20 protein-coding genes are annotated in these 22,470 nt (G+C 70.3%); 13 read left to right on the top strand and 7 right to left on the bottom strand.

Annotated elements, in window-relative coordinates:
* Positions 1 to 8: 8 nt before the first annotated feature.
* From MKK65_RS15725 to MKK65_RS15715, 3 genes are all read right to left on the bottom strand, one after another.
* Positions 9 to 1,253, bottom strand: a complete 1,245-nt coding sequence (locus MKK65_RS15725) for an MFS transporter (RefSeq protein WP_243958758.1) — start codon at positions 1,251 to 1,253, stop codon at positions 9 to 11.
* Positions 1,254 to 1,330: 77 nt separating this feature from the next.
* Positions 1,331 to 2,242, bottom strand: a complete 912-nt coding sequence (locus MKK65_RS15720; protein WP_243958756.1) for an amino acid ABC transporter substrate-binding protein — start codon at positions 2,240 to 2,242, stop codon at positions 1,331 to 1,333.
* Between the two features lie 162 nt (positions 2,243 to 2,404).
* Positions 2,405 to 3,304 carry a LysR family transcriptional regulator gene (locus tag MKK65_RS15715; protein WP_313902043.1) on the bottom strand — a complete coding sequence of 300 codons (900 nt, stop codon included), beginning with the start codon at positions 3,302 to 3,304 and terminating at the stop codon, positions 2,405 to 2,407.
* Positions 3,305 to 3,401: 97 nt separating this feature from the next.
* Between MKK65_RS15715 and MKK65_RS15705 the strand changes: the two genes are divergently transcribed.
* Positions 3,402 to 4,028, top strand: a complete 627-nt coding sequence (locus MKK65_RS15705) for a glutathione S-transferase family protein (protein ID WP_243958754.1) — start codon at positions 3,402 to 3,404, stop codon at positions 4,026 to 4,028.
* A gap of 8 nt (positions 4,029 to 4,036) precedes the next feature.
* Positions 4,037 to 4,960 (top strand): pyridoxamine 5'-phosphate oxidase family protein, encoded by a 924-nt coding sequence (locus MKK65_RS15700; protein ID WP_243958753.1) that lies wholly within the window; start codon positions 4,037 to 4,039, stop codon positions 4,958 to 4,960.
* Position 4,961: 1 nt separating this feature from the next.
* Here MKK65_RS15700 and MKK65_RS15695 read toward each other — a convergent pair whose 3' ends face one another.
* Positions 4,962 to 5,612: a glutathione S-transferase family protein gene (locus tag MKK65_RS15695; RefSeq protein ID WP_243958751.1), complete on the bottom strand. Its 651-nt coding sequence runs from the start codon at positions 5,610 to 5,612 to the stop codon at positions 4,962 to 4,964.
* Between the two features lie 240 nt (positions 5,613 to 5,852).
* Between MKK65_RS15695 and MKK65_RS15690 the strand changes: the two genes are divergently transcribed.
* The 5 genes from MKK65_RS15690 to MKK65_RS15670 all read left to right on the top strand — a co-directional run bounded on the left by MKK65_RS15690 (position 5,853) and on the right by MKK65_RS15670 (position 11,475).
* Complete coding sequence (locus MKK65_RS15690) at positions 5,853 to 6,233, top strand: response regulator (RefSeq protein ID WP_058192055.1); 381 nt, start codon at positions 5,853 to 5,855, stop codon at positions 6,231 to 6,233.
* A gap of 89 nt (positions 6,234 to 6,322) precedes the next feature.
* Entirely contained in the window at positions 6,323 to 8,299 is a 1,977-nt protein-coding gene (locus MKK65_RS15685) for an AI-2E family transporter (RefSeq protein ID WP_243958749.1), read from the top strand.
* Positions 8,300 to 8,442: 143 nt separating this feature from the next.
* Positions 8,443 to 10,059, top strand: coding sequence for a hybrid sensor histidine kinase/response regulator (locus tag MKK65_RS15680; RefSeq protein ID WP_243958747.1), 1,617 nt, complete (start codon positions 8,443 to 8,445; stop codon positions 10,057 to 10,059).
* Positions 10,060 to 10,076: 17 nt separating this feature from the next.
* Complete coding sequence (locus tag MKK65_RS15675; RefSeq protein WP_243958746.1) at positions 10,077 to 10,376, top strand: plasmid stabilization protein; 300 nt, start codon at positions 10,077 to 10,079, stop codon at positions 10,374 to 10,376.
* A 133-nt stretch (positions 10,377 to 10,509) separates the two neighbouring features.
* Positions 10,510 to 11,475: an alpha/beta fold hydrolase gene (locus MKK65_RS15670; protein ID WP_243958744.1), complete on the top strand. Its 966-nt coding sequence runs from the start codon at positions 10,510 to 10,512 to the stop codon at positions 11,473 to 11,475.
* Between the two features lie 50 nt (positions 11,476 to 11,525).
* Here the strand turns inward: MKK65_RS15670 and MKK65_RS15665 are convergent, their stop codons facing one another.
* Positions 11,526 to 12,446, bottom strand: coding sequence for a ketopantoate reductase family protein (locus MKK65_RS15665; protein WP_243958742.1), 921 nt, complete (start codon positions 12,444 to 12,446; stop codon positions 11,526 to 11,528).
* The gene (locus MKK65_RS15660; RefSeq protein ID WP_243958740.1) at positions 12,443 to 15,529 is read right to left on the bottom strand and encodes an FAD-binding and (Fe-S)-binding domain-containing protein; all 3,087 of its coding nucleotides are present in this window, start codon (positions 15,527 to 15,529) and stop codon (positions 12,443 to 12,445) included. Before MKK65_RS15660 ends, MKK65_RS15665 begins: the two co-directional genes overlap by 4 nt.
* A 115-nt stretch (positions 15,530 to 15,644) precedes the next feature.
* Between MKK65_RS15660 and MKK65_RS15655 the strand changes: the two genes are divergently transcribed.
* The 6 genes from MKK65_RS15655 to rpmG all read left to right on the top strand — a co-directional run bounded on the left by MKK65_RS15655 (position 15,645) and on the right by rpmG (position 21,097).
* On the top strand, positions 15,645 to 15,983 hold the full coding sequence (locus tag MKK65_RS15655) for a hypothetical protein (RefSeq protein WP_243958875.1): 339 nt from the start codon (positions 15,645 to 15,647) through the stop codon (positions 15,981 to 15,983).
* Positions 15,984 to 16,120: 137 nt separating this feature from the next.
* Positions 16,121 to 18,442, top strand: a complete 2,322-nt coding sequence (rnr, locus tag MKK65_RS15650; RefSeq protein ID WP_243958738.1) for a ribonuclease R — start codon at positions 16,121 to 16,123, stop codon at positions 18,440 to 18,442.
* 23 nt (positions 18,443 to 18,465) lie between these two features.
* Positions 18,466 to 18,936: a DUF983 domain-containing protein gene (locus MKK65_RS15645; RefSeq protein WP_058192063.1), complete on the top strand. Its 471-nt coding sequence runs from the start codon at positions 18,466 to 18,468 to the stop codon at positions 18,934 to 18,936.
* Complete coding sequence (locus tag MKK65_RS15640) at positions 18,887 to 19,636, top strand: NUDIX hydrolase (protein WP_243958736.1); 750 nt, start codon at positions 18,887 to 18,889, stop codon at positions 19,634 to 19,636. The genes MKK65_RS15645 and MKK65_RS15640 overlap by 50 nt, the downstream gene beginning before the upstream one ends.
* Positions 19,633 to 20,823: an MFS transporter gene (locus tag MKK65_RS15635; protein WP_243958734.1), complete on the top strand. Its 1,191-nt coding sequence runs from the start codon at positions 19,633 to 19,635 to the stop codon at positions 20,821 to 20,823. Before MKK65_RS15640 ends, MKK65_RS15635 begins: the two co-directional genes overlap by 4 nt.
* Before the next feature lie 106 nt (positions 20,824 to 20,929).
* Positions 20,930 to 21,097: a 50S ribosomal protein L33 gene (rpmG, locus tag MKK65_RS15630; protein ID WP_058192064.1), complete on the top strand. Its 168-nt coding sequence runs from the start codon at positions 20,930 to 20,932 to the stop codon at positions 21,095 to 21,097.
* 364 nt (positions 21,098 to 21,461) lie between these two features.
* Here the strand turns inward: rpmG and MKK65_RS15625 are convergent, their stop codons facing one another.
* Entirely contained in the window at positions 21,462 to 22,382 is a 921-nt protein-coding gene (locus MKK65_RS15625; RefSeq protein ID WP_243958732.1) for a LysR family transcriptional regulator, read from the bottom strand.
* Between the last annotated feature and the right edge of the window lie 88 nt (positions 22,383 to 22,470).

Below are 22,470 nucleotides of genomic sequence, written 5' to 3'. Positions count from 1 at the left end.
CAGACCGATCAATCCGAGAAGGCGATCTTCGGGCCCGGCCGCTGCAGGGCCACGGCGGTGGCAATTCCCAGACCCAGGATCGTGACCGCGCAGGCTGCCAGCGCCCCGAACTGCCCGAGTTGCAGCAGGGCCTGACCCAGCACCGCGACCCCGAGCGCCTGGCCGCAGAAGAACGAGAAGGCGTGCAGCGCCACCGCGGAGGCGCGGGCGGTCGGCGCGACCTCGGTCACCTGGGTCTGGAAGGTGTTGTGCAGCATGTAGAAGCCGAGCCCCATGGCGGTGAGCGCCGCGCAATCGACCTGCCAGCTTCCGGCCAGCCCGACCACGGTGAGCGAGGCGCCGCAGATCAAGCCGCCGCCGATCAGCATCCGGGGCATGCCGAGCAGCCGCACCAGCAGCCCGACCAGGGCCGAGTAGAGCAGGCCGCCAATGGCGAAGCCGGCCAGCACCAGGCCGGCCTCCCGCGGGCCGCCCTCGCCGCGGGCCTCGATCAGCGGGGCGAGATGCGGGAACACGCCGAAGATCGCGATCGCCTCGATGAATACCGCCGAGAACAGGACCCGGGCGCGCGGATTGGCCAGGATCGTCCGGTAGCGCCCCACCGCCTGCCCGAAGGCGGGACGGCGCGCGGGCGCGCGGCCGGTGCGATCGAAGCCGAACACCGTCGCGGCACAAGCGATGGCAGCGACGAGCGCTGTGATCGCGAACACGCCGCGCCAACCGATCGCCGCCTCGATCAGCCCCGCGAAGGTCGATCCTGTGAGCTGCCCGAGAATGACCGCGACGAGGAAGCGCCCGATCGCGACCTGCCGCCGGTCCATCGGCACCCGGTCGCCGAGCAGCGCCAGCGAAAGAGGGATGCAACCGCCCGCCGCCGCCCCGGCCAGCATGCGCAAACCGAACAGGCTGGAGAGATCGGGGGCGAGGCTGCACAGGACGAGGGCGCCGGCGAGGACCGCCAGGCAGACGCTCATCACCCGCTCCTTGCCGAGCGCGTCACCCACCGGACCGAGCACCGGCTGGATGAAGGCGTAGGGCAGCGCGAAGGCGGTCGAAAGCAGCGCCACCGTGTGGGCGTCGCTGCCGAGGTCCCGGGCGAGCACGCCGACCAAGGGCTCGACCGAGCGCAGGGCGAAGGTGCTGCCGAATCCCGCGCAGGCCAGGACGACGATCAGGCGCGGGATCGAGGCGGCGGCCGGCTCCGACCCGTGGGTCGCGGACGGCGTGAGCGCCGGCTCTTGTCTGTCGAGCATGGTGAGGATTCGCGCCGCGGGCGGGACTCAAGACCCGCGGCATCGCATCTCCGCGGCCGGAGCGAAACCCGTCGGGATCAGTGCGCGTAGAAGGCCGGATCCGAATTGTCGCTCGGATGCTCGAACGCCCACTGGAGCGCCGAGGACAGGGGGATGTTGTAGGTCAGCCCCCGCGGCGGCACCGGCTTGAGGAACCAGGTCTCGTAGATCGTCCTGATCTCGGGACTGCGATAGAGATCGGCGGTGGCCTTATCGACCACCGCCTTGAAGGCCGGATCGTCCCGGCGCAGCATGATCCCGTAGGGTTCCGGGTTGGACAGGGTCTCCTGACTGATCACGTAGGCGGCGGGGTCCTTCGACTGGGCTGCCACGACGCTGAGCTGCACGTCGTCCATGACGAAGGCCGCCGCCCGACCGGTCTCGACCAGCAGAAAGCCTTCCGGCACGTCTTTTGCCGAGATCACCGTGATGCCGAGCTTGCGCTCGTTGTTGGCCTTGATCAGCATCAGGATGTTGGTCGAGCCGGCCACCGACGACACCGCCTTGCCGCGCAGGTCCTCCAGGCTGTCGATCTTCTGGTCCTTGCGGGAGACGAACCGGGTCGCCGTGAGGAAGTGGGTGTTTGTGAAAGCGACCTGCTTCTTGCGCTCCGCATTGTTGGTCGTGGTGCCGCATTCGAGATCGGTCGTGCCGTTGGTCATCAGCGGGATGCGGGACGAGGAATTCACGAACTCCATCGCGACCTCGAGCCCCGGCATCTTCAATTCACGCTTCACGGCATCGGCGATCTTCAGGCAGATATCGACCGCGAAGCCGACCACCTTCTGGTTCTGGTCCAGGTAGCTGAACGGCGGCGCGGTATCGCGCACGCCGAGCACGAGCCGGTTGTTGTCCTGGATCTTCTTGAGGGTGCCGGTCTGCGGCTCGGCCCGAGCCGCAGGGGGGAGCACAGCGAGCAGCACGGCGACGATCGGGGTGAGCAGGCGCATGGGCTGGCGGGCTCCGGGGGCGTGCAACGAGGCGCCGACCGCGAGGGGCGGCGGGAAGCCGGATCAGGCTTCCACCCACCGCTCAGCAAGAGTCCGGCCGCTTTGATGCGGGATGGCGGAACCAAGACCGGTCTCCGACCGAACCGAACGCTGGAATATTGATCATTTCTCCGGCTGCGCGGCGTGCAGGACCGGCAACGCGCGTAACGCGTTGGTGGCGTAATCGAGGAAGGCGTTCACCCGGGCGGACCGGAGCCCCTGGCTCGGGGTGACGATCTGCACCGGCACCGGTGGCGGCTCATGCGGAGCAAGCAGGCGCACGAGACGGCCCGCCGCAATGTCCTCGGCCGCCTGATAGGACAGCACCCGGGCGATGCCACGCCCGGCCCGGGCCGCGATCAGCGCCGCCTCGACCTCGTTGACGATCAGGCGCGGCGCGAGGCGGACGCGGTGCGCGCCGAAGCGCCATTCGCGGACATTGGAGCGGACCATGCCCAGGATGGTGTCGTGGACGCTCAAGTCGGCGGGGGTCCGGGGCGTGCCCCGGGCCGTGAGGTAGACCGGACTCGCCACGACCACTTGGCGTACCTGTCCGACCCGGCGCGCGACCAAGCGGGATTCCGCGAGGTGCCCGATCCGGACTGCAACGTCGATGCCCTCCTCCACGAGGTCGAGGTTGCGATCGGCAAGCACCAGTTCGACACGCGCCTCCGCGTAGGCATCAAGAAAGCCCGACACGATCGGCGCGACGTGCTTGCGCCCGAACAGAACCGGGGCCGTGATCCGCACAAGCCCGCGCACCGCATCGCCCGCCGCCCCCGAGACGGTGGCCTCGTAGCCAGCGAGCAGGCCGCGCGCCCGCTCGGCCAGTTCGAGCCCCGCCGGGGTCGGCGCCAGGCGTCGGGTGGTGCGCTCCACCAACCGGGTGCCGGCCCGCGCCTCCAGGCTCGCCAGCGCCCGGGTCGCGGCAGCGGCCGAGCGGTGCGACCGGCGTGCGGCCCCGGCCAGGCTGCCGGCGTCGATGATCGCGACGAAGAGAGCGAGTTCGTCCAGCCGGTCCACGGATCATTTCAGCTTATGAAATTCTGAATGCCATGAATTCCGGATTATCCCCGCGCTGTGCAAGAGCCATGTTCGGGCCTCGCTGGAGACCCCGACCATGTCCGACCCCGACCTGACCCTCTACGGCTTGCGCCTCTCGGGCCATTCGCACCGCGCGGAACTGTTCCTGTCGCTGCTGGGGCTGCCCTACCGCTTCGTCGAGGTGGCCAGCACGGAGCAGCGCGCCGCCGCCAACTTCCGGCACCTCAACCCGCTCGGCCAGATCCCGGTCCTGACCGACGGCACGGCCGTGATCGCCGACAGCAATGCGATCCTCGTCTACCTCGCCGCGTTCTACGCGCCGGAGAGCGGATGGATGCCGGCCGATCCCATCGCCGCCGCCGAGGTTCAGCGCTGGCTTTCGATCGCCGCCGGCGAGGTCCGGACCGGGCCGGCCCTCGCCCGGCTGATGGTGGTCTTCGGCGCGCGCGCCGACCGGGCGACGGTGCACGCGACCGCGGCCCGGATCCTCACCTTTATGGATGGGCATCTGGCCGATCGCCGCTACCTTGCGACCGAGCGGGCGACGCTGGCCGACATCGCCTGCTACACCTACGTCGCCCATGCCCCCGAGGGCGGCGTCTCGCTCGCCCCCTACCCGGCCGTGCAGGCCTGGATCGCCCGGGTGCAGGCCCTGCCGGGCTTCATCCCGATGCCAGCCTCCCCCATCCCCGAACAGGCGTGAGGTGCGCCATGGCCGATTTCCACGCAGACGAGTTGATCGCGCAGGCCCATGCCGGCCACGTCCTCGGCGGCACCCCGGCGATCCGGCCGTTCATGCCGGAGCAGCACCGCCTCTTCTTCGCGGGGCTGCCCTATCTTCTGATCGGGACCGCGGACGCGGCCGGCGCACCGGTCGCGACCCTGCTGACCGGCGCGCCCGGCTTCGTGCAGAGCCCGGACGCGACGCATCTTGCCATCGCCGCGGCCCTCGACCCCACCGACCCGGCGGTTGGATCCCTCGTGCCGGGCGCCGAGGCCGGGGTTCTCGGCATCGACCTGGCGACGCGGCGGCGCAACCGCGCCAACGGCCGCATCGTGCGTCGCGATCGGGATGGCCTGGCCGTGGCGGTCGATCAAAGCTTCGGTAACTGCCCGCAATACATTCAGCGGCGCGCGGTCGAGCCGGTGCCGCGCCGGCCGGGCTCGACCGAGATCCTGTCGGCCCTGGATACGGAGGCCGAGGCGCTGATCGACGCCGCCGACACGCTGTTCGTCGCCACCCGGTCGCGGGACGGGCTCCGGGAAGGCGGCGCCGACATCTCGCACAGGGGCGGGCGCCCGGGCTTCGTCCGCCGCCGCGGCGACGTGCTGACGGTGCCGGATTTCTCCGGCAACCGCTACTTCAACACACTGGGCAATCTGATTGGCGAGCCGCGCGCGGCCGTGCTGTTCCTCGATTTCGCCAGCGGCGACCTGCTGGTCCTGCAGGGCCGCACTGAAATCGACTGGACGGGCGCTGCGGGCCTCCTCGGCGCGCAACGATCCTGGTCCGTTACGATCACGGGCGGTTGGCGGCGCCGGGCGGTTGTTCCCCTGCGCTGGAGCGACCCCGAGCCCGCGCCGCAACTGGCGCGCACGGGCATCTGGGCCGAGGCTGAGGGGGTCCGATCGTGAGTCAGGACGCGCCGCCTGCCGCAGCCTCGTGCTCCCGGGCGAGACGTGCCTCTGCGGCGGCCACGGTCTGGAAGGCCGGCCGGGCACGAACGCGCTCGACATAGGCCGACAGGACCGGGTCGGGCGCAACCAGGCCGAAGCCCATCGTCCAGCCGAGCGCGCTGCCCCACAGGATGTCCGCGGCGCTGAAACGGTCGCCGAGCAGGTACGGCCCCGGACTCAGCGCCTCGGTGATGCGCGCGATCACGCTGTCGTAGTCGGCATAGGCCGACATGGCCCGCGGCCCGGGCTCGCGCTTGAGATGGCGGTCGATCACTGCAGGCTCGAAGCAGGAGCCGTAGAACACCATCCAGCGCAGATACGTCCCCCGGGCGGGGTCGGTGAGGGCGGGCGCGAGGCTGGCCTCCGGGAACATGTCGGCGAGATACAGGTAGACCGCCGCCTGCTCGGTGACGAGCGCCTCGCCATGGCGGATCGCCGGCACCTTCGCCATCGGGTTGATCGCGCGATAAGCGTCTCCGAGATGCTCGCCGGCCCGCATGTTGAGCACGTGCAGGCGATGCGGGGCGCCGAGTTCCTCCAGGAGCACGCGTACGCCCGACGACCGGGTATTCGGCGCATGGTAGAACGCTATCTCCGGCGTATTCGTCATGCCGCACCCTCTCAAATGATGTGATTTGCGCGGCTTACGCTTCGTCCGACCGGGGAACCGGGTCAATTGGGCCGCGCACCCCGCCGGCCGAATAGGTACCGCCTGTTCCAACCGGCGCCGTTCTGTACGCGTCGCTCTCTTCCGCAGGGACCGGAATCGCGGCAGGGACGTTGGGCGATTGTGCGTTGCCGCGCGTTGGGGTGCCTACCGGCTCAGCGCGACCCGGGGATTCGAGTTCTGATGGCGAAGATACTGTTGGTCGAGGACCATGAAGAGATCTGGGACTTCCTGTCCCGCCGCCTCAAGCGCCGGGGCTACGAGGTGATTTTGGCGCATGACGGCGAGGCCGGCGTCCAGCAGGCCCGTTCGGGCCAGCCCGACGTGATCCTGCTCGACATGAACCTGCCGGTGCTGGACGGCTGGTCCGCGGCGCGGGCGCTGAAATCCGGATCCGATACGCGGGCGATCCCGATCATCGCGCTCACCGCCCATGCCATGTCCGGCGATCGGGACAAGGCGATCCAGGCGGGCTGCGACGACTACCATCCCAAGCCGGTCGATTTCTCCAAGCTGCTCAGCCAGATCAGCGCCGCCCTGGGCGAGACCGCGCAGGCGGGCTGACGCCTGCCGACACGGCAGGCTTCCCGAACCGCACCGCCGTCGCGGTGCGGCAGCGTCCCCCGAGTTCGACACGTTAGTGGAGCGTACCCGTGAGCGAGGATCCCGTCACCGCCCAGCGCCTCAAGCAGGGCCTGCCGGTCATCGTCGCGCTGGCCTCCACCCTCCTCGTCGTGTCGATCATGGCGGCGCTGTATCTCGGGCGCGAAATCCTGGTGCCGGTCACGCTGGCGATCCTTCTGAGCTTCGTCCTGGTGCCGGCGGTCCGGATCCTGCGTCGGATCCGCGTGCCGCGGGCGGCGGCGGTCCTCCTGGTGGTGGTGATCGTCTTCGGCGGCCTGTTCGGGATCGGCAGCCTGATCGCCAGCGAGGCGTCGCAGCTCGCCGCCGACCTGCCGCGCTACACCCAGGTGATGAGCACCAAGATCAAGGACCTCCGCGGCGCCACTGCCGGGACCGGGACCCTGTCCCGGATGGTCGACATGGTCCAGGATCTCAGCGCCACGCTGCAGCCGCCCGCCGCCATCGAGGTCAAGGGCCAGCCGGGAACCCGCACGCATCCGCTCACGGTGGAGATCAGCCCCGCCCGGGCGAGCGTCGTCGAGACGTTCCAGACCTTCGCGGGGCCGATCCTGCACCCGCTGGCCACCACCGGCCTGATCCTGATCTTCACGATCTTCATCCTGCTCCAGCGAGAGGACCTGCGGAACCGGGCGATCCGGCTGGCGGGCGGATCCGGGGATCTGCGCCGGGTCACGGCGGCGATCGACGACGCCACCAGCCGGCTCAGCCGGTTCTTCCTGGCTCAGCTCGCCCTCAACATCGCCTTCGGTGTGGTGATCGGCGTGGGCCTATGGCTCATCGGCGTTCCGAGCCCGACGCTGTTCGGCGTGCTCGCGGCGATCCTGCGCTTCGTCCCCTATATCGGCGCCGCGATCAGCGCGCTGCTGCCGCTGATCCTCGCCGCCGCGGTCGATCCCGGCTGGACCATGGTAATCGCGACGGCAGCCCTGTTCCTGGTGGTGGAGCCGATCTGCGGCCACGTGATCGAGCCGCTGCTTTACGGGCACTCCACGGGCCTGTCGCCGATCGCCGTGATCCTGGCGGCCACGATCTGGACCTTCCTGTGGGGGCCGATCGGCCTGGTGCTCGCCACCCCGCTCACCGTCTGCCTGGTCGTGCTCGGCCGGCACGTGGAGCGGCTCTGGTATCTCGACGTGCTGCTTGGCGACCGGCCGGCCCTGGCGCCGCCCGAGATCTTCTACCAGCGCATGCTGGCGGGCGACCCGGCCGAGGCGATCGACCAGGGCTGGCAGTTCCTCAAGGAGCGGGCGCTCGTCACCTATTACGACGAAGTCGCCCTCGCAGGCCTGTTGCTCGCGCAGGAGGATCTCTCGCGCGGCACCCTGGACCGTGCCCGCCAGGACGAGGTCGGCGCCGCGATCCGCACCGTGGTGGCGCGGCTCGGGACCGCTCCGGTGGCCCGGCGGACCTGGCGGGGATCGACGCGCTCCTCCCCGGATACCGAGACCGCGGCGGCGCTCGCGGCCGTGGGACCGGACCGGCAGGTCGCCGGCATCGTGCTGGCCCGCGAGGAACTCGCCCCGGCTTGGCGGAGCGAGACGCCGGTGCTGTGCGTGTCGAGCCGCGGCCCGTTCGACGAGGCGGCGACCCTGATGCTGAGCCAGATCCTGGCCCGGCACGGGCTCGCCTCGCAGACCCTGTCGATGGCCGCGATCCGGGCCGGCGAGCGGCCCGAGAACCCGGAGGGCCTCGCGCTGATCTGCTTCTCCTACCTCGAGCCGGTCAGCCTGTCGCAGATCCGCTTCACCGTGCGGCAGGCCCGCGCCGCGGTGCCGGGCGTGCGCATCCTGGTCGGCTTCTGGCGCGAGCGCGACCCGGCGACCCTGGACCGCCTGCGCCGGGCGACCTCGGCGGATTTCCTGGTCACGTCGCTGAACGAGGCGCTCTCGGCAGTGCTCACCGCCTGCCGAAACCCGGCGCCGCCGCGGGTCGCTCCGGCGCCCATGAAGGCCCTGCCCAATGAGGCCCGGACGGCGGCGGCATAGCAGGCCACCTTCACGGGGGCGCGCGCTGAGCGCGACCTTGGTGCCATCGACAACCGCGATCGCCCCCCTAATGTCGCAACGGGATATCGGTCTCGGGCCGGTCCCCGCTCCATTCAAGTCCGAAAGCATCAAGACCGCGCGGCATGTCCGACTCTCCCGAAAAACCCCCCATCGGACCGGCCGCCGTGGTCAGGGACGGCGCGGCCAGTGATGTCGCCGACCGCAAGAGCGACATCTTCTTTGCCGCGGTGGAAACCACCCGGATGCCGATGATCGTCACCGATCCGCGCCAGCCGGATAACCCGATCATCTTCGCAAACCGCGCCTTCCTGGCGATGACCGGCTACACGCCGGAGGAACTCGTGGGGCGCAATTGCCGGTTCCTGCAGGGCCCGGAGACCGATCGCGAGACCGTCGATCAAGTCCGCTCGGCGATCGCGGACCGGCGCGAATTCGCCACCGAGATCCTGAACTATCGCAAGAACGGGTCGACCTTCTGGAACGCCTTGTTCGTTTCGCCGGTGTACAATGCGGCGGGCGAACTGGTGTATTTCTTCGGCTCGCAGCTCGACGTCTCGCGCCGCCGCGACGTCGAGGAGGCCCTGGGCCAGGCGCAGAAGATGGAAGCGCTCGGCCAGCTCACCGGCGGCATCGCGCACGACTTCAACAACCTGCTGCAGGTGATCGTCGGCTACGTCGACATCCTGGCCTCCGGCCTGGAGAAGCCGGATGCCGACCGCGCCCGGCTCGGACGTGCCACCGACAATATCCGGCAGGCGGCCGAGCGTGCGACGACGCTGACGCAGCAGCTCCTGGCCTTTGCCCGCAAGCAGCGGCTCGACGGGCGCGCCGTCAACCTCAACACGCTGATCGAGGGGATGCGCGAGATGGTCGCCCGCTCGGTGGGCGAGGTGGTGACGATCGAGCTGGATCTCGCCCGGGACCTCTGGAACTGCCGGGTCGATCCGACCCAGGCCGAGGTCGCGATCCTCAACGTGCTGATCAACGCCCGCGACGCGATGCCGGAGGGCGGCACCGTGCGGATCGCCACCGAGAACACCGAGATCGTCTCGGGCGGCGAGATCGGCCCGCTCCGCCCCGGCCGCTACGTCAGCATCGCCATCCGGGATACCGGCACCGGCATCCCGCCCGCGGTGCTCGCCCGGGTGATGGACCCGTTCTTCACCACCAAGGAAGAGGGCAAGGGCACCGGGCTCGGCCTGTCGATGGTCTACGGCTTCGCCAAGCAGTCGGGCGGCGCCGCCCAGATCGAATCGGCGGTCGGCGCCGGCACGACGGTGCGCCTGTCCTTCCCGGCCACCGATAGCGACGCGCACGCCCCGTCCAAGGTCTCGCACCGGGCGGTGGACCGGCGAGGCACCGAGACCATCCTGATCGTCGACGACCGCGAGGACGTGGCCGAGCTCGCCCGCACCATCCTGCGGGATTTCGGCTACACGACGCTGATGGCCGGCAATGCCCGCGAGGCCCTGGAAATCCTCGATTCCAGCGAGCGCATCGACCTGCTGTTCACCGATCTGATCATGCCGGGGGGCATGAACGGCGTGTTGCTCGCCCGGGAGGCGCGCCGCCGCCAGCCCAAGCTCAAGGTTCTGCTCGCCACGGGCTACGCGGAGGCGAGCCTGGAGCGAACCGATATCGGCGGTTCGGAGTTTGATCTGCTCAACAAGCCTTACCGGCGCACGGAGCTGGTTCGCCGCGTGCGGGCGATCCTCGACGGGCCGACCGGCGTAGGCTGAGCGTGAGGAACGGCGCCATGGCGCAGGGCGACAAGGCGAAATACACCGGCAAGCAGAAACGCAAGGCCCAGCACATCGCCGAGTCCTACGAGGCCCGCGGCGTTCCGGAGCAAGAGGCCGAGGCCCGCGCCTGGGCGACCGTCAACAAGGATGACGGCGGCGGCAAGAAGCCGGCCGGCTCCGGTCGCGGCAAGGCCACGGGACACCCAGCGGCCCACAAGGGCGGCGAGGCTTCTGCGAGCCGGACGCCGGAACAGCGCTCGGCCTCGGCCAAGAAGTCTGCGGCGACGCGCACGGCGAATGCCGCGAGCGCGTGATCGGACAACGTGGGATCGGACTGGCCCCAGTCATTCTTACTTCTGGAAGTGGGGTGGAAAGCAGCCCTTGCGGAGCTTCGACCACTGATCGTCGAGGCGAAACGTCGTTTCTCACGCGCGAAGGAACTGGGCCATGCCGACACAGACCGTTCTCGCCGCCGCCGCGCTGGCATTTGCACATGGTTCGCCTCAGCCGCTTCCCTCCGTCTCGGCCACGACGAGCTACCACAGGGCCGAAATCAACGGCGTGGGTGTCTTCTATCGCGAGGCTGGTCCGCGTGACGCACCCACGATCCTCCTGCTGCATGGCTATCCATCGTCGTCGCGGCAATGGGATCCGCTACTGCCGCTGCTCGCCGACCGCTACCACCTGATCGCGCCAGACTATCCAGGCTTCGGCCACAGCGATGCGCCATCGCCCGAACAGTACTCTTATACCTTCGACAACATTGCCGCGACAATCGAGGGCTTGATCGCGCATCTTGGCATCGAACGATACACGCTCTTCATGCAGGATTACGGCGGCCCGGTCGGGTTCCGCATCGCGCTCGCCCACCCCGAACGGGTGCGTGCGTTGATCGTCCAGAACGCCAACGCCTACGCGGAGGGGCTCGGGCCGAAGTGGCAGGGCATCGCCAAGTTCTGGGCCGACCCCGCAACTCACCCTGAGCAGGTCGACGCCTTCACATCCCTTGAAGGAGCCAAGCAGCGCCATCTCGGCACCAGCCCGAACCCCGAACGGTACAACCCGGACACCTGGGCGGACGAATATGCCATCCTGTCCCGGCCGGGTGAGCGGGTCATCCAGGCTGCCCTTCTCTACGACTACCGCACGAACGTGGCGTCTTACCCGGTCTGGCAGGCATGGATGCGTGGTCATCCGTTGCCGACCCTTGTGCTGTGGGGCCGCTACGACCCGTCCTTCCTCGTGCCCGGGGCGGAAGCCTATCGACGCGACATGCAGACGGCGGAGTTACATATCCTGGACGCCGGACACTTCGCGCTGGACGAGGCGACGGATGAGGTCGCGCGGCTAACGCGCGACTTTCTTGCTCGGCATATCGAGACTGCGAAAGCTCCCGCGTCCGCGCCTCAATAGAATATAGAGCGCCCGATCGAACGTCAGAGATAGTTCAATAACTGACTCCATCATCCGCCCCATACCCCCGCACCTCTCGCCCGATCCCGCCCCTCGACCAGCTTGACCAGCGTATGCAGCATCCGGTTCGCCGGCGTCGGCACGCCCAGCGCCGCGCCTCTCCGCACGACGTAACCGTTGAGGTGGTCGATCTCGCTGGGCCGGCCCCGGGCGAGGTCCTGGGCCGTGGAGGAGCGCTGGTCGGCCATGCTGGTGCTGAGGGCGAGCACCGTGTCGAGGATGTCGTCGGGCACCGATACGCCCGCAGCGTTCGCCACCGCGACGCATTCCTGCACCACGTCGGTCATTGCCGCGACCACGCCCTCGCCCTGGATCAGGCGGCCGTAGGGCAGCTGGGTCAGGGCCGAGAGGGCGTTGTAGGCGCAGTTGAGGATCAGCTTGCCCCAGAGCGCGTCCAGGGCGCGCGCTGACACAGTGGTCGGAATCCCGGCCGCATCGAACGCGGCGGCAATCGTCGGGCTCGTTCCCGAGGCGCCAAGGATCAGGTCGCCCCGGCCGTTGTGGCGGACGTGGCCCGCCCCGACCATCTCGGTGGCGACATAGACCGCCACCGGCACCACGGGCCGCCCCAGCACAGCGGCGAGGCGCTCGGCATTGTCGACGCCGTTCTGGAGGCTGAGGGTCGTGGCCGAGGAGCTGAGATGCGGGGCGATCGTCGCGCCCGCCGCTTCCGTGTCGCCCGACTTGACGCAGACCAGCACCAGATCGGCTCCGGCGACGCCGTCGCCCGACGCGGTCGCCTGGACGGCGACGGTGTCGCGCCCGGCAGCACTCTCCAGCACCAGGCCATCGGACCGGACCGCCTCGACCAGGGTCGGTCGGCCGATCAGCGTCACCGCATGGCCGGCTCGGGCCAGCAGGAAGCCGTAATAGCAGCCGACGGCGCCGGCCCCGAGAACCGCGACCTTCATCGGGCCGAAGCCACGGCGCGCTCGGGATGGAACGGCGCGGCGCCCACCGCGCTCGTGCGGACATGGTCGAGCAGGGCCTGGACCGGGTGGCGCAGCCGGACGCCGTCGACGAGCTTGGCCTGGGACCGGCAGGAATAGCCGTCCGCCAGCAGGGTGCCGGCGGGGGCGTCGGCCACGTGGCGGGCCCAGCTCAAGCCGTAGATCGCCTCGGAGGTGGCGCGGTTGCGCATCTCGTGGCCGTAGGTCCCGGCCATGCCGCAGCAGCCCGTCGCCGGCACGTCGAGCCGCAGCCCGAGATGGGTGAAGACCGCCTGCCAGTCGCGCACCGCGCCGGGGGCGTTAGTGCGCTCGGTGCAATGGGGCAGCAGCCGCAGGGTTGCGCTGCCCTGGCGGGGCGCGATCCGGTCGAGCTGCGTGGCGAGCCATTCCTGCAGGATCTGGACCTTGGGCAGGTCGTCGTTGCCGAACGCCTGGGCGTATTCGGACCGGTAGGTCAGCGTCATCGAAGGGTCGAGGCCGACGAGCGGCACGCCCGAGCGGGCGAGCGCCCGCAGCATCGCGGCGTTGGTGCGCGCCACCGCGGCGAACCGGGCCAGGAAGCCGTGGACATGCAGCGGCTTGCCGTTCGGCCGATAGGGCACGAGCCAGGGCTGGAAGCCCAGCGCGATCAGGAGCGCGCAGGCATCCACCACCAGGCCCGCCTCGAAATGGCTGGTGAAGGCATCCTGTACCAGCAGGACGGCACGCGCCCGCTCGGCCGGGGCGAGCCGGGCCAAGGCCTCCGGGGTCGCGGTGGCGACGCCGAGCGCCGCGAGCCGCGTCCTCAGATCCACGGGCGACAGGGCCGGGATCCCGACCAGGCCGGCCTTGGCCAGCAGCATCCGGGCGAGCGGGTTGGCCAGAGCCGCGTTGCTCATGCGCGGCATCCGGGCCGCGAGCGGGAGCAGCGGCTCGAGCGCCGCCACCAGATGGTCCTTCAAGGGCCGGGCGTAGCGGGCATGGTAGAGCGCCAGGAACTTCGCCCGGAAGGTCGGCACATCGACCTTGATCGGGCAGGAGCCCGTGCAGGATTTGCAGGCGAGGCAGCCGTCCATCGCCTCCTTCACGGCGTGCGAGAAGTCGCCGTCGTCGGGCGCGCGCCGGACAGCGCTCCGCAAAGTCGCAAAAAGATCGGGCAGCCAGCCGGCGCGCTGGCGCTTCAGCTCGGCGGCGGGGTCGATCCCCGCCTGCGCGGCCAGGCGCAGCCACTCGCGCATCAGCGACGCGCGGCCCTTGGGCGAATGCCGGCGCTCCCGGGTCGCCTTCCAGGACGGGCACATCGCGTCGTCCGGGTCGTAGGTGAAGCAGGCGCCGTTGCCGTTGCAGTGCAGAGCTTCGTCGAAATCCTGCCGGACCGGCGGCGGGATCGTGCGGTCCTGCTCGCCCCGGCGGGGCACGCCGTCGATCCGCGTGAGCGCGCCGCCCCGGGCCGAGGCGATCTTGCCCGGGTTCATCCGGTCGCCCGGGTCGAAGGCGCGCTTGATCGCCTCCAGCGCCGGCATCAGCGGCCCGAAGGTCGCGGGCACGAACTCGGACCGGAATCCCTTGCCGTGCTCGCCCCAGAGCAGGCCGCCATACTTGGCGGTGAGCGCGACCACGCCCTCGGTCACCTCGCGGATCAGCGCGTTCTGGTTCGGGTCCTTCAGGTCGATCGCCGGACGGACATGCAGCACGCCGGCATCGACATGGCCGAACATGCCGTAGCGCAGCCCCTTGGCGTCGAGCAGCGCCCGGAACTCGGCGATGAAGTCGGCCAACTGCTCCGGCGGCACCGCGGTATCCTCGACGAACGGGATCGGGCGCGCGTCGCCCTTGGCGGCGCCGAGCAGGCCGACCGCCTTCTTGCGCATCGTCCAGAGTTTTTCGATGGCGTCGCCGCGGGCGATGGTGAAGCCGAGGCGTTTGGTGTCGGTGCCGCGCGCGTCCGCCAGCGTCGCGGTGAGCCGCGCCAGGGCGGCATCCACGGCCTGCGCATCGTCGCCGACGAACTCCACGAGGTTGATGCCGTGGACCGGACGGCCTCCGGGATCGTCCGGGAAGAAGGCCTGCACCTCGGCCCAGATCGGATCCTGGCGGGCAAGCCCCAGCACGGTGGAGTCGATGGTCTCCACGGAGGCCGCGCCGAAGGGCAGCAGCGCCTGGGCGTCCCGCAAGGCCGCGTCGAAATCGACGTAGGAGAGCGCCACCAGCACCGAGGCCTTCGGGATCGGCAGCACGTTGAGCCGCGCCTCGGCGATCAGCGCCAGCGTGCCCTCGGAGCCGCAGATCACGCTTTTGAGGTCGAAGCGCCCTGACGCGTCGCGCAGGTGTGCGAGGTCGTAGCCGGTGAGGCAGCGGTTGAGCTTGGGAAAGCGCTCGGCGATCAGCGCCGCGTTCTCGGTGACGACCGTATCGACGGTGCGGTGGATTTCGCCGACGCGATCGTTGCGCGCCTTGGCGGCCGCGAGCCCGGCCTCGTCCAGCGGCTCGGCGTCCCAGACCGTGCCGTCGGCGAGCACGCAGATCAGGGCCAGGACGTGGTCGCGGGTCTTGCCGTAGAGGCAGGAGCCCTGCCCGCAGGCGTCGGTGGAGATCATGCCGCCGATGGTGGCGCGGTTCGAGGTCGAGAGCTCGGGGGCGAAGAACAGGCCGTGCGCGGCGAGCGCCCGGTTGAGTTGGTCCTTCACCACCCCGGGCTCGACCCGGACGGTGCGGCGCGCGACGTCGATCTCCAGAATGCGGTTCATGTGCCGCGAGGTGTCGACCACGAGGCCGTGGCCGAGCGACTGGCCGTTGGTGCCGGTGGCACCGCCCCGGGGGCGGATCACGATCTCGGTGAAGCGTGGGTCGTCGAGCAGCTTGGCGATCCGCACGAGGTCGTCACGCGAGCGCGGGAAGGCCACGGCCCCCGGCTCGACCTGATAGATCGAGTTGTCGGTGGCAAAGACCGTGCGGTCGGCAGCCGACACGGTGAGGTCGCCCTCGAAGCCGCGCAGGCGCAGTTCGGCGACAACCGCCTCATAGAGCGGCACGGCCTCGGTTTGGCGGGTCAGGACCGGGATCATGCAGGCGTTCTACACCCGGCGGATCGCGAAGGAAGATCGGCGCTTATGTCACGCCGACCCGATGGGGGCTGGCACCCTGTTTGCCACAGGGAGCGACGTTACGGAGCGGATGCACATGAACGCGAGCGTCGAACGGGTCCGGGATGCCCTGGCCGAGCTGATCAAGGCCGCCCTCATCTCCGACGACGGCAATAGCCTCGCCTGCCGCGAGGTCGGGCGGGAGAAACTCGCCGGGCTAAGGGCAGACCCGCCGGAGGCCGGGAGCCTGCGCATGGACGGCGCCTGGATGCTGGCGATCCAGCAGGCGGAGACGCCGGAGCTGGCGGCCGAGGAGGGCCAGGTGAACCTGACCCTGCCGCGCGCCTGCCCGTTCAGCCTGGACGACATCCTCGCCCCGGGCTTCGATGTGGATCACGCGGTCGAGCGCATCCGCAAGTCCGCCTCCACGGGCTGAACGCGCCTGTTGAGGACGCGACGGCCGCCGTTGCCGCGGACCGGCCGGAACCCCATCTTTGGGTGACTAGACCGAATCAGCGGTCCGGCGCCCCATCGCGGGCGCATCGCTTTCCGAGAACTGTCCGGCACCACCTTTTGGCACCACGCATCAGCGCAGAGGCGGCCGAGCCCGCCGCTCCCCCGCCCTTCCCCACCCGCGAGCAGATCCTCGCCTTCGTGGCGGAGGCGACCGAACCCGTCGGCAAGCGGGAGATCGCCAAGGCATTCGGCATCAAGGGTGCGGCCAAGATCGACCTGAAGCGGATCCTCAAGGAGATCGAGGAGGACGGCGCCCTCGATCGCGGGCGCGGCGGCTTGGCAGCCGCGGGTCGCCTGCCACCGGTAGTGCTGACCGATATCCGCTCGCGCGACCGGCACGGCGACTTCCTGGCGATCCCGGTGGAGTGGGCCGGCACCGGCAAGCCGCCGTCCATCGTGCTTACCCAGCCGCGCGGGCCGCGCAAGGGCAACCGGCCGGCCGCCGGGATCGGCGACCGCGCCCTGGTCCGGGTCGAGCGCGACGCCGAGGGCGGCTATACCGGCCGGGTCATCAAGGTCATCGGAAAGAACAAGGCCGAGATCATCGGCGTATACCGGGCTGGCGCGCAGGGCGGCCGGATCGTGCCCGTGGAGAAGCGCTCGCAGGGGCGCGAGATCCTGATCCCGCCCGGCGAGGAAGGCCAGGCCCGGGACGGCGACCTCGTCAGCGTGTCGCTGGAGCGTGAGACGCGCTTCGGCCTGCCGCGGGGCCGGGTCCGGGAGCGGCTCGGCTCGCTCGGCTCCGAGAAGGCCGTGAGCCTGATCGCGCTCCACCTGCACAACATCCCGCACGTCTTCTCCGACGCGACCCTGGCCGAGGCCGATGCCGCCGCGCCCGCCGCGCTGAAAGGCCGCGAGGATTGGCGCGACCGCCCGCTGCTGACCATCGACCCGCCGGACGCCAAGGACCACGATGACGCCGTGATGGCCGAGTCCGATTCCGACCCGGCCAATCCCGGTGGCTTCATCGTCACCGTCGCCATTGCTGATGTCGCGGCTTACGTCCGCCCCGGCTCCAGCCTGGACCGCGAGGCTTTGGAGCGCGGCAACTCGGTCTATTTCCCCGACCGCGTCGTGCCGATGCTGCCGGAGCGGATCTCGAACGACCTCTGCTCCCTGCGCGAGGGCGAGGACCGCCCGGCCATCGCGGTGCGGATGGTGATCGCCGCCGACGGCGAGAAGCGCCGCCACACGTTCCACCGGGTGATGATGCGCTCGCGCGCCAAGCTCGCCTACGCGCAGGCGCAGGCCGCCATCGACGGCCAGCCGGATGCCGCCACCGAGTCGCTGCTGGAAACGGTCCTGCGGCCGCTCTGGACGGCCTACGCCGCCCTGCGCGCGGCGCGCGACCGCCGCGGCCCGCTCGCCCTCGATCTGCCCGAGCGCAAGGTGCTGCTGTCGCCCGAAGGCGCGGTCGACCGGGTGATCGTGCCGGAGCGCCTGGACGCGCACCGGCTCATCGAAGAATTCATGATCCAGGCCAACGTCGCCGCGGCCGAGACCCTGGAGGCGGCCAAGCAGGTGCTGATCTACCGGGTGCACGACGAGCCGGCGCAGGAGAAGATGCAGGCTCTGGGCGAGGTGCTGGCCTCGGTCGGGATCAAGCTGCCCAAGGAAGGCGCGCTGCGCCCCGCCTTGTTCAACCGCATCCTCGGCTCGGTGGCGGGCAGCGAGCACGCGACCTTCATCAACGAGGTGGTGCTGCGCTCCCAGGCCCAGGCTGTCTATGCGGCCGAGAATCTCGGCCATTTCGGGCTGAACCTGCGCCGCTACGCGCATTTCACCTCGCCGATCCGCCGCTACGCCGACCTGATCGTCCACCGGGCGCTGATCACCGCCTGCCGCCTCGGCTCCGATGGCCTGTCGCCGGAGGTGGCCCTGGGCGAGCTGGCGCAGATCGGCGAGCAGATCTCGGCGGCCGAGCGCCGCGCCATGGCGGCCGAGCGCGAGACCATCGACCGGCTGATCGCCCACCATCTCGTCGACCGGATCGGCGCGACCTTCGCGGGTCAGATCGCGGGCGTCACCCGGTCGGGCCTGTTCATCAAGCTCGACGAGACCGGGGCGGACGGGTTCGTGCCGATCTCGCAGCTCGGCGCCGATTATTTCCGCCACGAGGAGGCGCGCCACGCCCTGGTGGGCGAGCGCAGCGGCGAGACGTTCCGATTGGGCGACCGGGTCGAGGTCCGGCTGGTGGAGGCCGCGCCCGTGGCCGGCGCGCTGCGCTTCGAGCTGCTCAGCGAGGGCAAGCCCCGCGCCGGTGCCGGCAAGGATGGCGGCGGCCGGAAGCCCGGCGGCCGCCCGTTCAAGGCGGCGCCGTCGGGGCGTCCGCCCGGCATCCGCAACTCCGGTACGCGCCACCGCGGCTCGCGCCGGTGACCCGGCCGGTGTAGACCCTGGACATGGCCACCGACGCGATTCCCGTGCGCACCCGCCTGATCCCCGCGATGGCGCGCGGCTTCATCGGCCGCTGCCCGCATTGCGGCCAGGGCCGGATCTTCGGGCGCTTCCTCAAGGTGCGCCCGGAATGCGACGTCTGCGGCCTGGAGCTGCACCATCACAGGGCCGACGACCTGCCCCCCTACGTGGTGATCTTCATCGTCGCCCACGTGGTCGGCTACCTGATCCTGGAGACCGAGAGCGCCTACGACGTCCCCCTCTGGGTCGAGATGGGCGTCTGGCCGGTCTTCACGCTCCTGTTCGCCCTCGTCCTGCTCCAGCCGGTCAAGGGGGCCGTCGTCGGGTTGCAATACGCCCTTGGCATGCACGGCTTTGCCACGTTACCGCGGGGCCGCCCCGTTTCGGGGTTGAAGGAGACGCGCCTTGCCGCAGCCGGAGCCGCAGCAGGAATCCGAGATCCCGACCAGCCCTGAGCCGAAGCCGTCGCCGGCGCGCCTGCGCCCGCGGGACGCTGCGACCCTGATCGTGCTCGACCGGCGCGGCAAGGGCGGGCCGAAGGTCCTGATGGGCCGGCGCAACCCGCGGCTCGCCTTCATGCCGGGGCAGTTCGTGTTCCCGGGCGGACGGATCGAGCTCGGCGACCGCCACATGCCGGTGGCCGGCGCCCTGCCCGACTATGCCGAGGCTGCGCTGACCCGCCAGGTTTCCCGGCCACCGCACCATCTCGGCCGGGCATTGGCGCTCGCCGCCATCCGCGAGACCTACGAGGAGACCGGCCTGCTGCTGGGGACGACCGAACACGGCGCCCCCGATACCGCGCCGGAGGGCTGGGAGCCCTTCGCCCGGCACGGCATCCTGCCGGATCTCGAGGCGCTCCACCTCGTGGCTCGAGCGATCACCCCGCCCAAGCGCGTGCGCCGGTTCGACACGCGCTTCTTCGCCGTAGACCGCCGCATGGTCGCGGCCGAGGAGCCGGGCCGGGTGAGCGCGGATTCCGAGTTCACCGAACTCGCCTGGGTCTGCCTGGACGCGGCGCGCAAGCTCGACCTGCCGTTCATCACCCGAGCAATCCTCGACGATCTCGAGGCGCAGATCGCCGTCGATTTCGCGCCCTACCGGATGATCCCCTTCCATTACGAGCGCTACGGGCGCCGGGAACGAGTCGCTCTGTGAATGTTTCGGAAAGGCCGGACCGGATCGCCGCGCCAAGCGGGATCGGGCCGGACACCGTGGCGGCGATCACCGCCGCCATCGCCTGTGTCACGGTGGTCGGGATCGGGCTGAGCCTGTCGATTCCGCTCCTATCGATCGAGCTGGAGCGGCGCGGCGCGTCGAGCACCTTGATCGGGCTTAACACCGCGATCGCCGGCGTGGCCAGCATCTGCACGGTGCCGTTCGTGCCGCGGCTCGCGTCGCGGATCGGCGTGGCGCGGCTCCTGTGCCTGGCGCTGATCGTGGGGGCGGTGAGCCTCGCGGCGTTCCCGATGGTTCCCGGCATCGCCCTCTGGTTTCCGCTGCGCTTCGTGTTCTCGGCGACGCTGGGCGCGCTGTTCGTCCTCTCCGAGTACTGGATCAACGCCGCTGCCCCGCCGGAGCGCCGCGGCCTCGTCATGGGCATCTACGCGACCGTGCTGGCGGCGGGCTTCGCGGTCGGCCCGGTCCTGCTGGCGCTGGTCGGCACCGAAGGCTTGCCGCCCTACCTGACGGGGGCCGCCCTGATGCTGGCCGGCGGCCTGCCGATCGTCCTCGCCCGCGGGTTGTCGCCGACCATCGCGCACGGATCCGGCCGCAGCATCCTCGCCTATCTCCGCCTCGCCCCCGGCGCGCTGCTCGCAGCCCTCGCCTACGGGGCGGTCGAGACCGGGATCTTCGCAATCCTGCCGCTCTACGGGCTGCGGCTCGGCTACGACGCGAAAGGCGCGGCCGGCCTCGTGAGCCTGATCGCGCTGGGCAACATGCTGTTCCAGATCCCGTTCGGCTGGCTCGCCGACCGCTTCGACCGGCGCGCCGTGCTGCTCGGGGCGAGCCTCGGCGGGGCCGCGGGCTCGGCCCTGATCCCGCTGGCCTCCGGATCACCGGTGGCGCTCGGCCTCATCCTGTTCCTGTGGGGCGGCATCGCCGGCACCCTCTACACGGTGGGCCTGACCACGTTGGGCGACCGGGTGCCTGCCAGCGATCTTGCGGGCGCCAACGCGGCGTTCGTGGTTCTGTACAATGTCGGCTTGATGCTGGGGCCGCCCCTGATCGGCGGCGGCCTCGACCTCGTGCCGCCGCACGGCTTCGCTTGGGCCCTGCTGGCCCTGTTCCTGGCCTTCTCGGTGAGCCTTGCCACGATGGAGCGATCCGCCTCCCGGTCTTGACCTGGGGGGTGCGATCGGGCATTGACCCGGCCGTATTCGGCCGGGCTCTCCCGGCCATTTGCGTTTCGCTCACGCGGAATGCCGCACCCTGCAGGAGCGCCGCGCCATGGCCAAGGCCGTCACCGTCAAGATCAAGCTCATCTCCACCGCCGACACCGGCTACTTCTACGTCACCAAGAAGAACTCCCGCACGCAGACCGAGAAGCTGACGATGCGCAAGTACGATCCGGTGGCGCGCAAGCACGTCGACTTCAAGGAAACCAAGATCAAGTAAGGCACGATCGAGCAAGGCTTGGGGCTCCCCTCAGGCCGCGGCCGATCCGACGAGCCGCTCCGGGGACGGGGCGGCTTTTTTTCTATGCGCGGCTTCTTCCGTCCTCCGGTGGTCGGCCTCAGCCCAACGCCGCCGCTTCGTGTCGCCGCGATGCGGGCGCTGCCCGGCGGCGTTCAGAGATTCGCATCCCTTCGCATTGGCCGGTCCGGTCATGGGAGCGCGCGCACGATGACGAGAATGCTGCTGCCGACCGCCCTCGTCCTGGCGGTTCTTGCGGCCCCCATCGTCCTTTAGGTGCCGCTTGTCCCGTACCGCGCCGTTCGCGTCCTCTGGCGGGGCGTGTTCGCTGCGGTCTGAGCGCGCCTCACGCGCCTGGCACGGATCCGGACAACTCGGGATCGAGCGTCCGAGCCAGGGTCCGGGCGATGGCGACGAGCGCCGTCACCATCGGGGTCGAGGGTTCCCGCCGCGGCGCCACGAGGCCGATCGTGTGCTCCAGATCCGGCGCGGTGATCGGGATCGCCCGCACCCCAGACATCGGCCCGAGGGCGTCGACCAGGATCTCCGGCATGATCGAGGCCCAGCGCAGGCTGCGCACATGGGTCATCAGCACGATCATCGAGTTCGATTCGAGGGTCGCCACGGGGTCCGCGCCCGATTCGCGGATCTGCTGGTCGATGATCCGCCGGTTCTGCATGTTCGGGGTCAGCAGGCAGAGCGGCAGGCGGCCGGTCTCCGCCCAGGTGACGCTGCTGCGGCCGTCGAACGGCCCGCCATCGGCCATCACCAGGCGGTAGCGCTCCCGGTAGAGCGGCACCGAGACGACCCGGCCCAGCGGCTCGTTGTCGAGATACGTCAGCCCGGCATCGGCCTCCAGGTTCTCGATCAGCGAGAAGATGTCGGCCGAGGCGGCGGATTCGACCGTCAGCCGCACGTCGGGGTGGCGCTCGCCATACGGGGTGGTCAGGCTCACGATCATCGGCAGGGCCGTGGGGATCGCCGCGATGCGCAGATGCCCGGTCAGGCCGCGGCGCAGGCCCGTGACCTCCTCGTGCATCGCCCTGGCATCGGCCACGATGCGGCGCGCCCATTCGAGGACTCGCTCACCCTCGGGGGTAAAACCCTGGAAGCGCGAGCCCCGCAACACGAGCTGCACGCCGAAGCGATTCTCCAGCTGCTTCACGCCCGCCGAGAGGGTCTGCTGCGTCACCCCGCAGGTCTCGGCCGCATGGCCGAAATGCTGTTCGCGGGCGAGCGCGAGCAGGAAGTCGAGCTTGTCGATCACGGAGGCATTCCGAGCGGTGCGGGCCCCGCAGGATGGGATGCCGAAACCTAATGGGCCGCCGGTCCTGCCACAACCGGCGGGGCGCGTC

Origin of the sequence: Methylobacterium sp. J-001 (genome assembly GCF_022829565.1) — a bacterium.
In the GTDB taxonomy this organism is placed as follows: domain Bacteria; phylum Pseudomonadota; class Alphaproteobacteria; order Rhizobiales; family Beijerinckiaceae; genus Methylobacterium.
The sequence above is the reverse complement of the archived record's forward strand: the minus strand, read 5'-3'. Positions and strand labels throughout refer to the sequence as shown.

Excerpts from the sequence above, each read along its gene's own strand:
- MKK65_RS15700 (WP_243958753.1), top strand. The coding sequence starts at position 4,037 with ATGGCCGATTTCCACGCAGACGAGTTGATCGCGCAGGCCCATGCCGGC.
- MKK65_RS15695 (WP_243958751.1), bottom strand. The coding sequence starts at position 5,612 with ATGACGAATACGCCGGAGATAGCGTTCTACCATGCGCCGAATACCCGG.
- MKK65_RS15680 (WP_243958747.1), top strand. The coding sequence starts at position 8,443 with ATGTCCGACTCTCCCGAAAAACCCCCCATCGGACCGGCCGCCGTGGTC.
- MKK65_RS15665 (WP_243958742.1), bottom strand. The coding sequence starts at position 12,446 with ATGAAGGTCGCGGTTCTCGGGGCCGGCGCCGTCGGCTGCTATTACGGC.
- MKK65_RS15670 (WP_243958744.1), top strand. The coding sequence starts at position 10,510 with ATGCCGACACAGACCGTTCTCGCCGCCGCCGCGCTGGCATTTGCACAT.
- MKK65_RS15660 (WP_243958740.1), bottom strand. The coding sequence starts at position 15,529 with ATGATCCCGGTCCTGACCCGCCAAACCGAGGCCGTGCCGCTCTATGAG.
- MKK65_RS15725 (WP_243958758.1), bottom strand. The coding sequence starts at position 1,253 with ATGCTCGACAGACAAGAGCCGGCGCTCACGCCGTCCGCGACCCACGGG.
- MKK65_RS15655 (WP_243958875.1), top strand. The coding sequence starts at position 15,645 with ATGAACGCGAGCGTCGAACGGGTCCGGGATGCCCTGGCCGAGCTGATC.
- MKK65_RS15720 (WP_243958756.1), bottom strand. The coding sequence starts at position 2,242 with ATGCGCCTGCTCACCCCGATCGTCGCCGTGCTGCTCGCTGTGCTCCCC.
- MKK65_RS15675 (WP_243958746.1), top strand. The coding sequence starts at position 10,077 with ATGGCGCAGGGCGACAAGGCGAAATACACCGGCAAGCAGAAACGCAAG.
- MKK65_RS15690 (WP_058192055.1), top strand. The coding sequence starts at position 5,853 with ATGGCGAAGATACTGTTGGTCGAGGACCATGAAGAGATCTGGGACTTC.
- MKK65_RS15645 (WP_058192063.1), top strand. The coding sequence starts at position 18,466 with ATGGCCACCGACGCGATTCCCGTGCGCACCCGCCTGATCCCCGCGATG.
- MKK65_RS15705 (WP_243958754.1), top strand. The coding sequence starts at position 3,402 with ATGTCCGACCCCGACCTGACCCTCTACGGCTTGCGCCTCTCGGGCCAT.
- rpmG (WP_058192064.1), top strand. The coding sequence starts at position 20,930 with ATGGCCAAGGCCGTCACCGTCAAGATCAAGCTCATCTCCACCGCCGAC.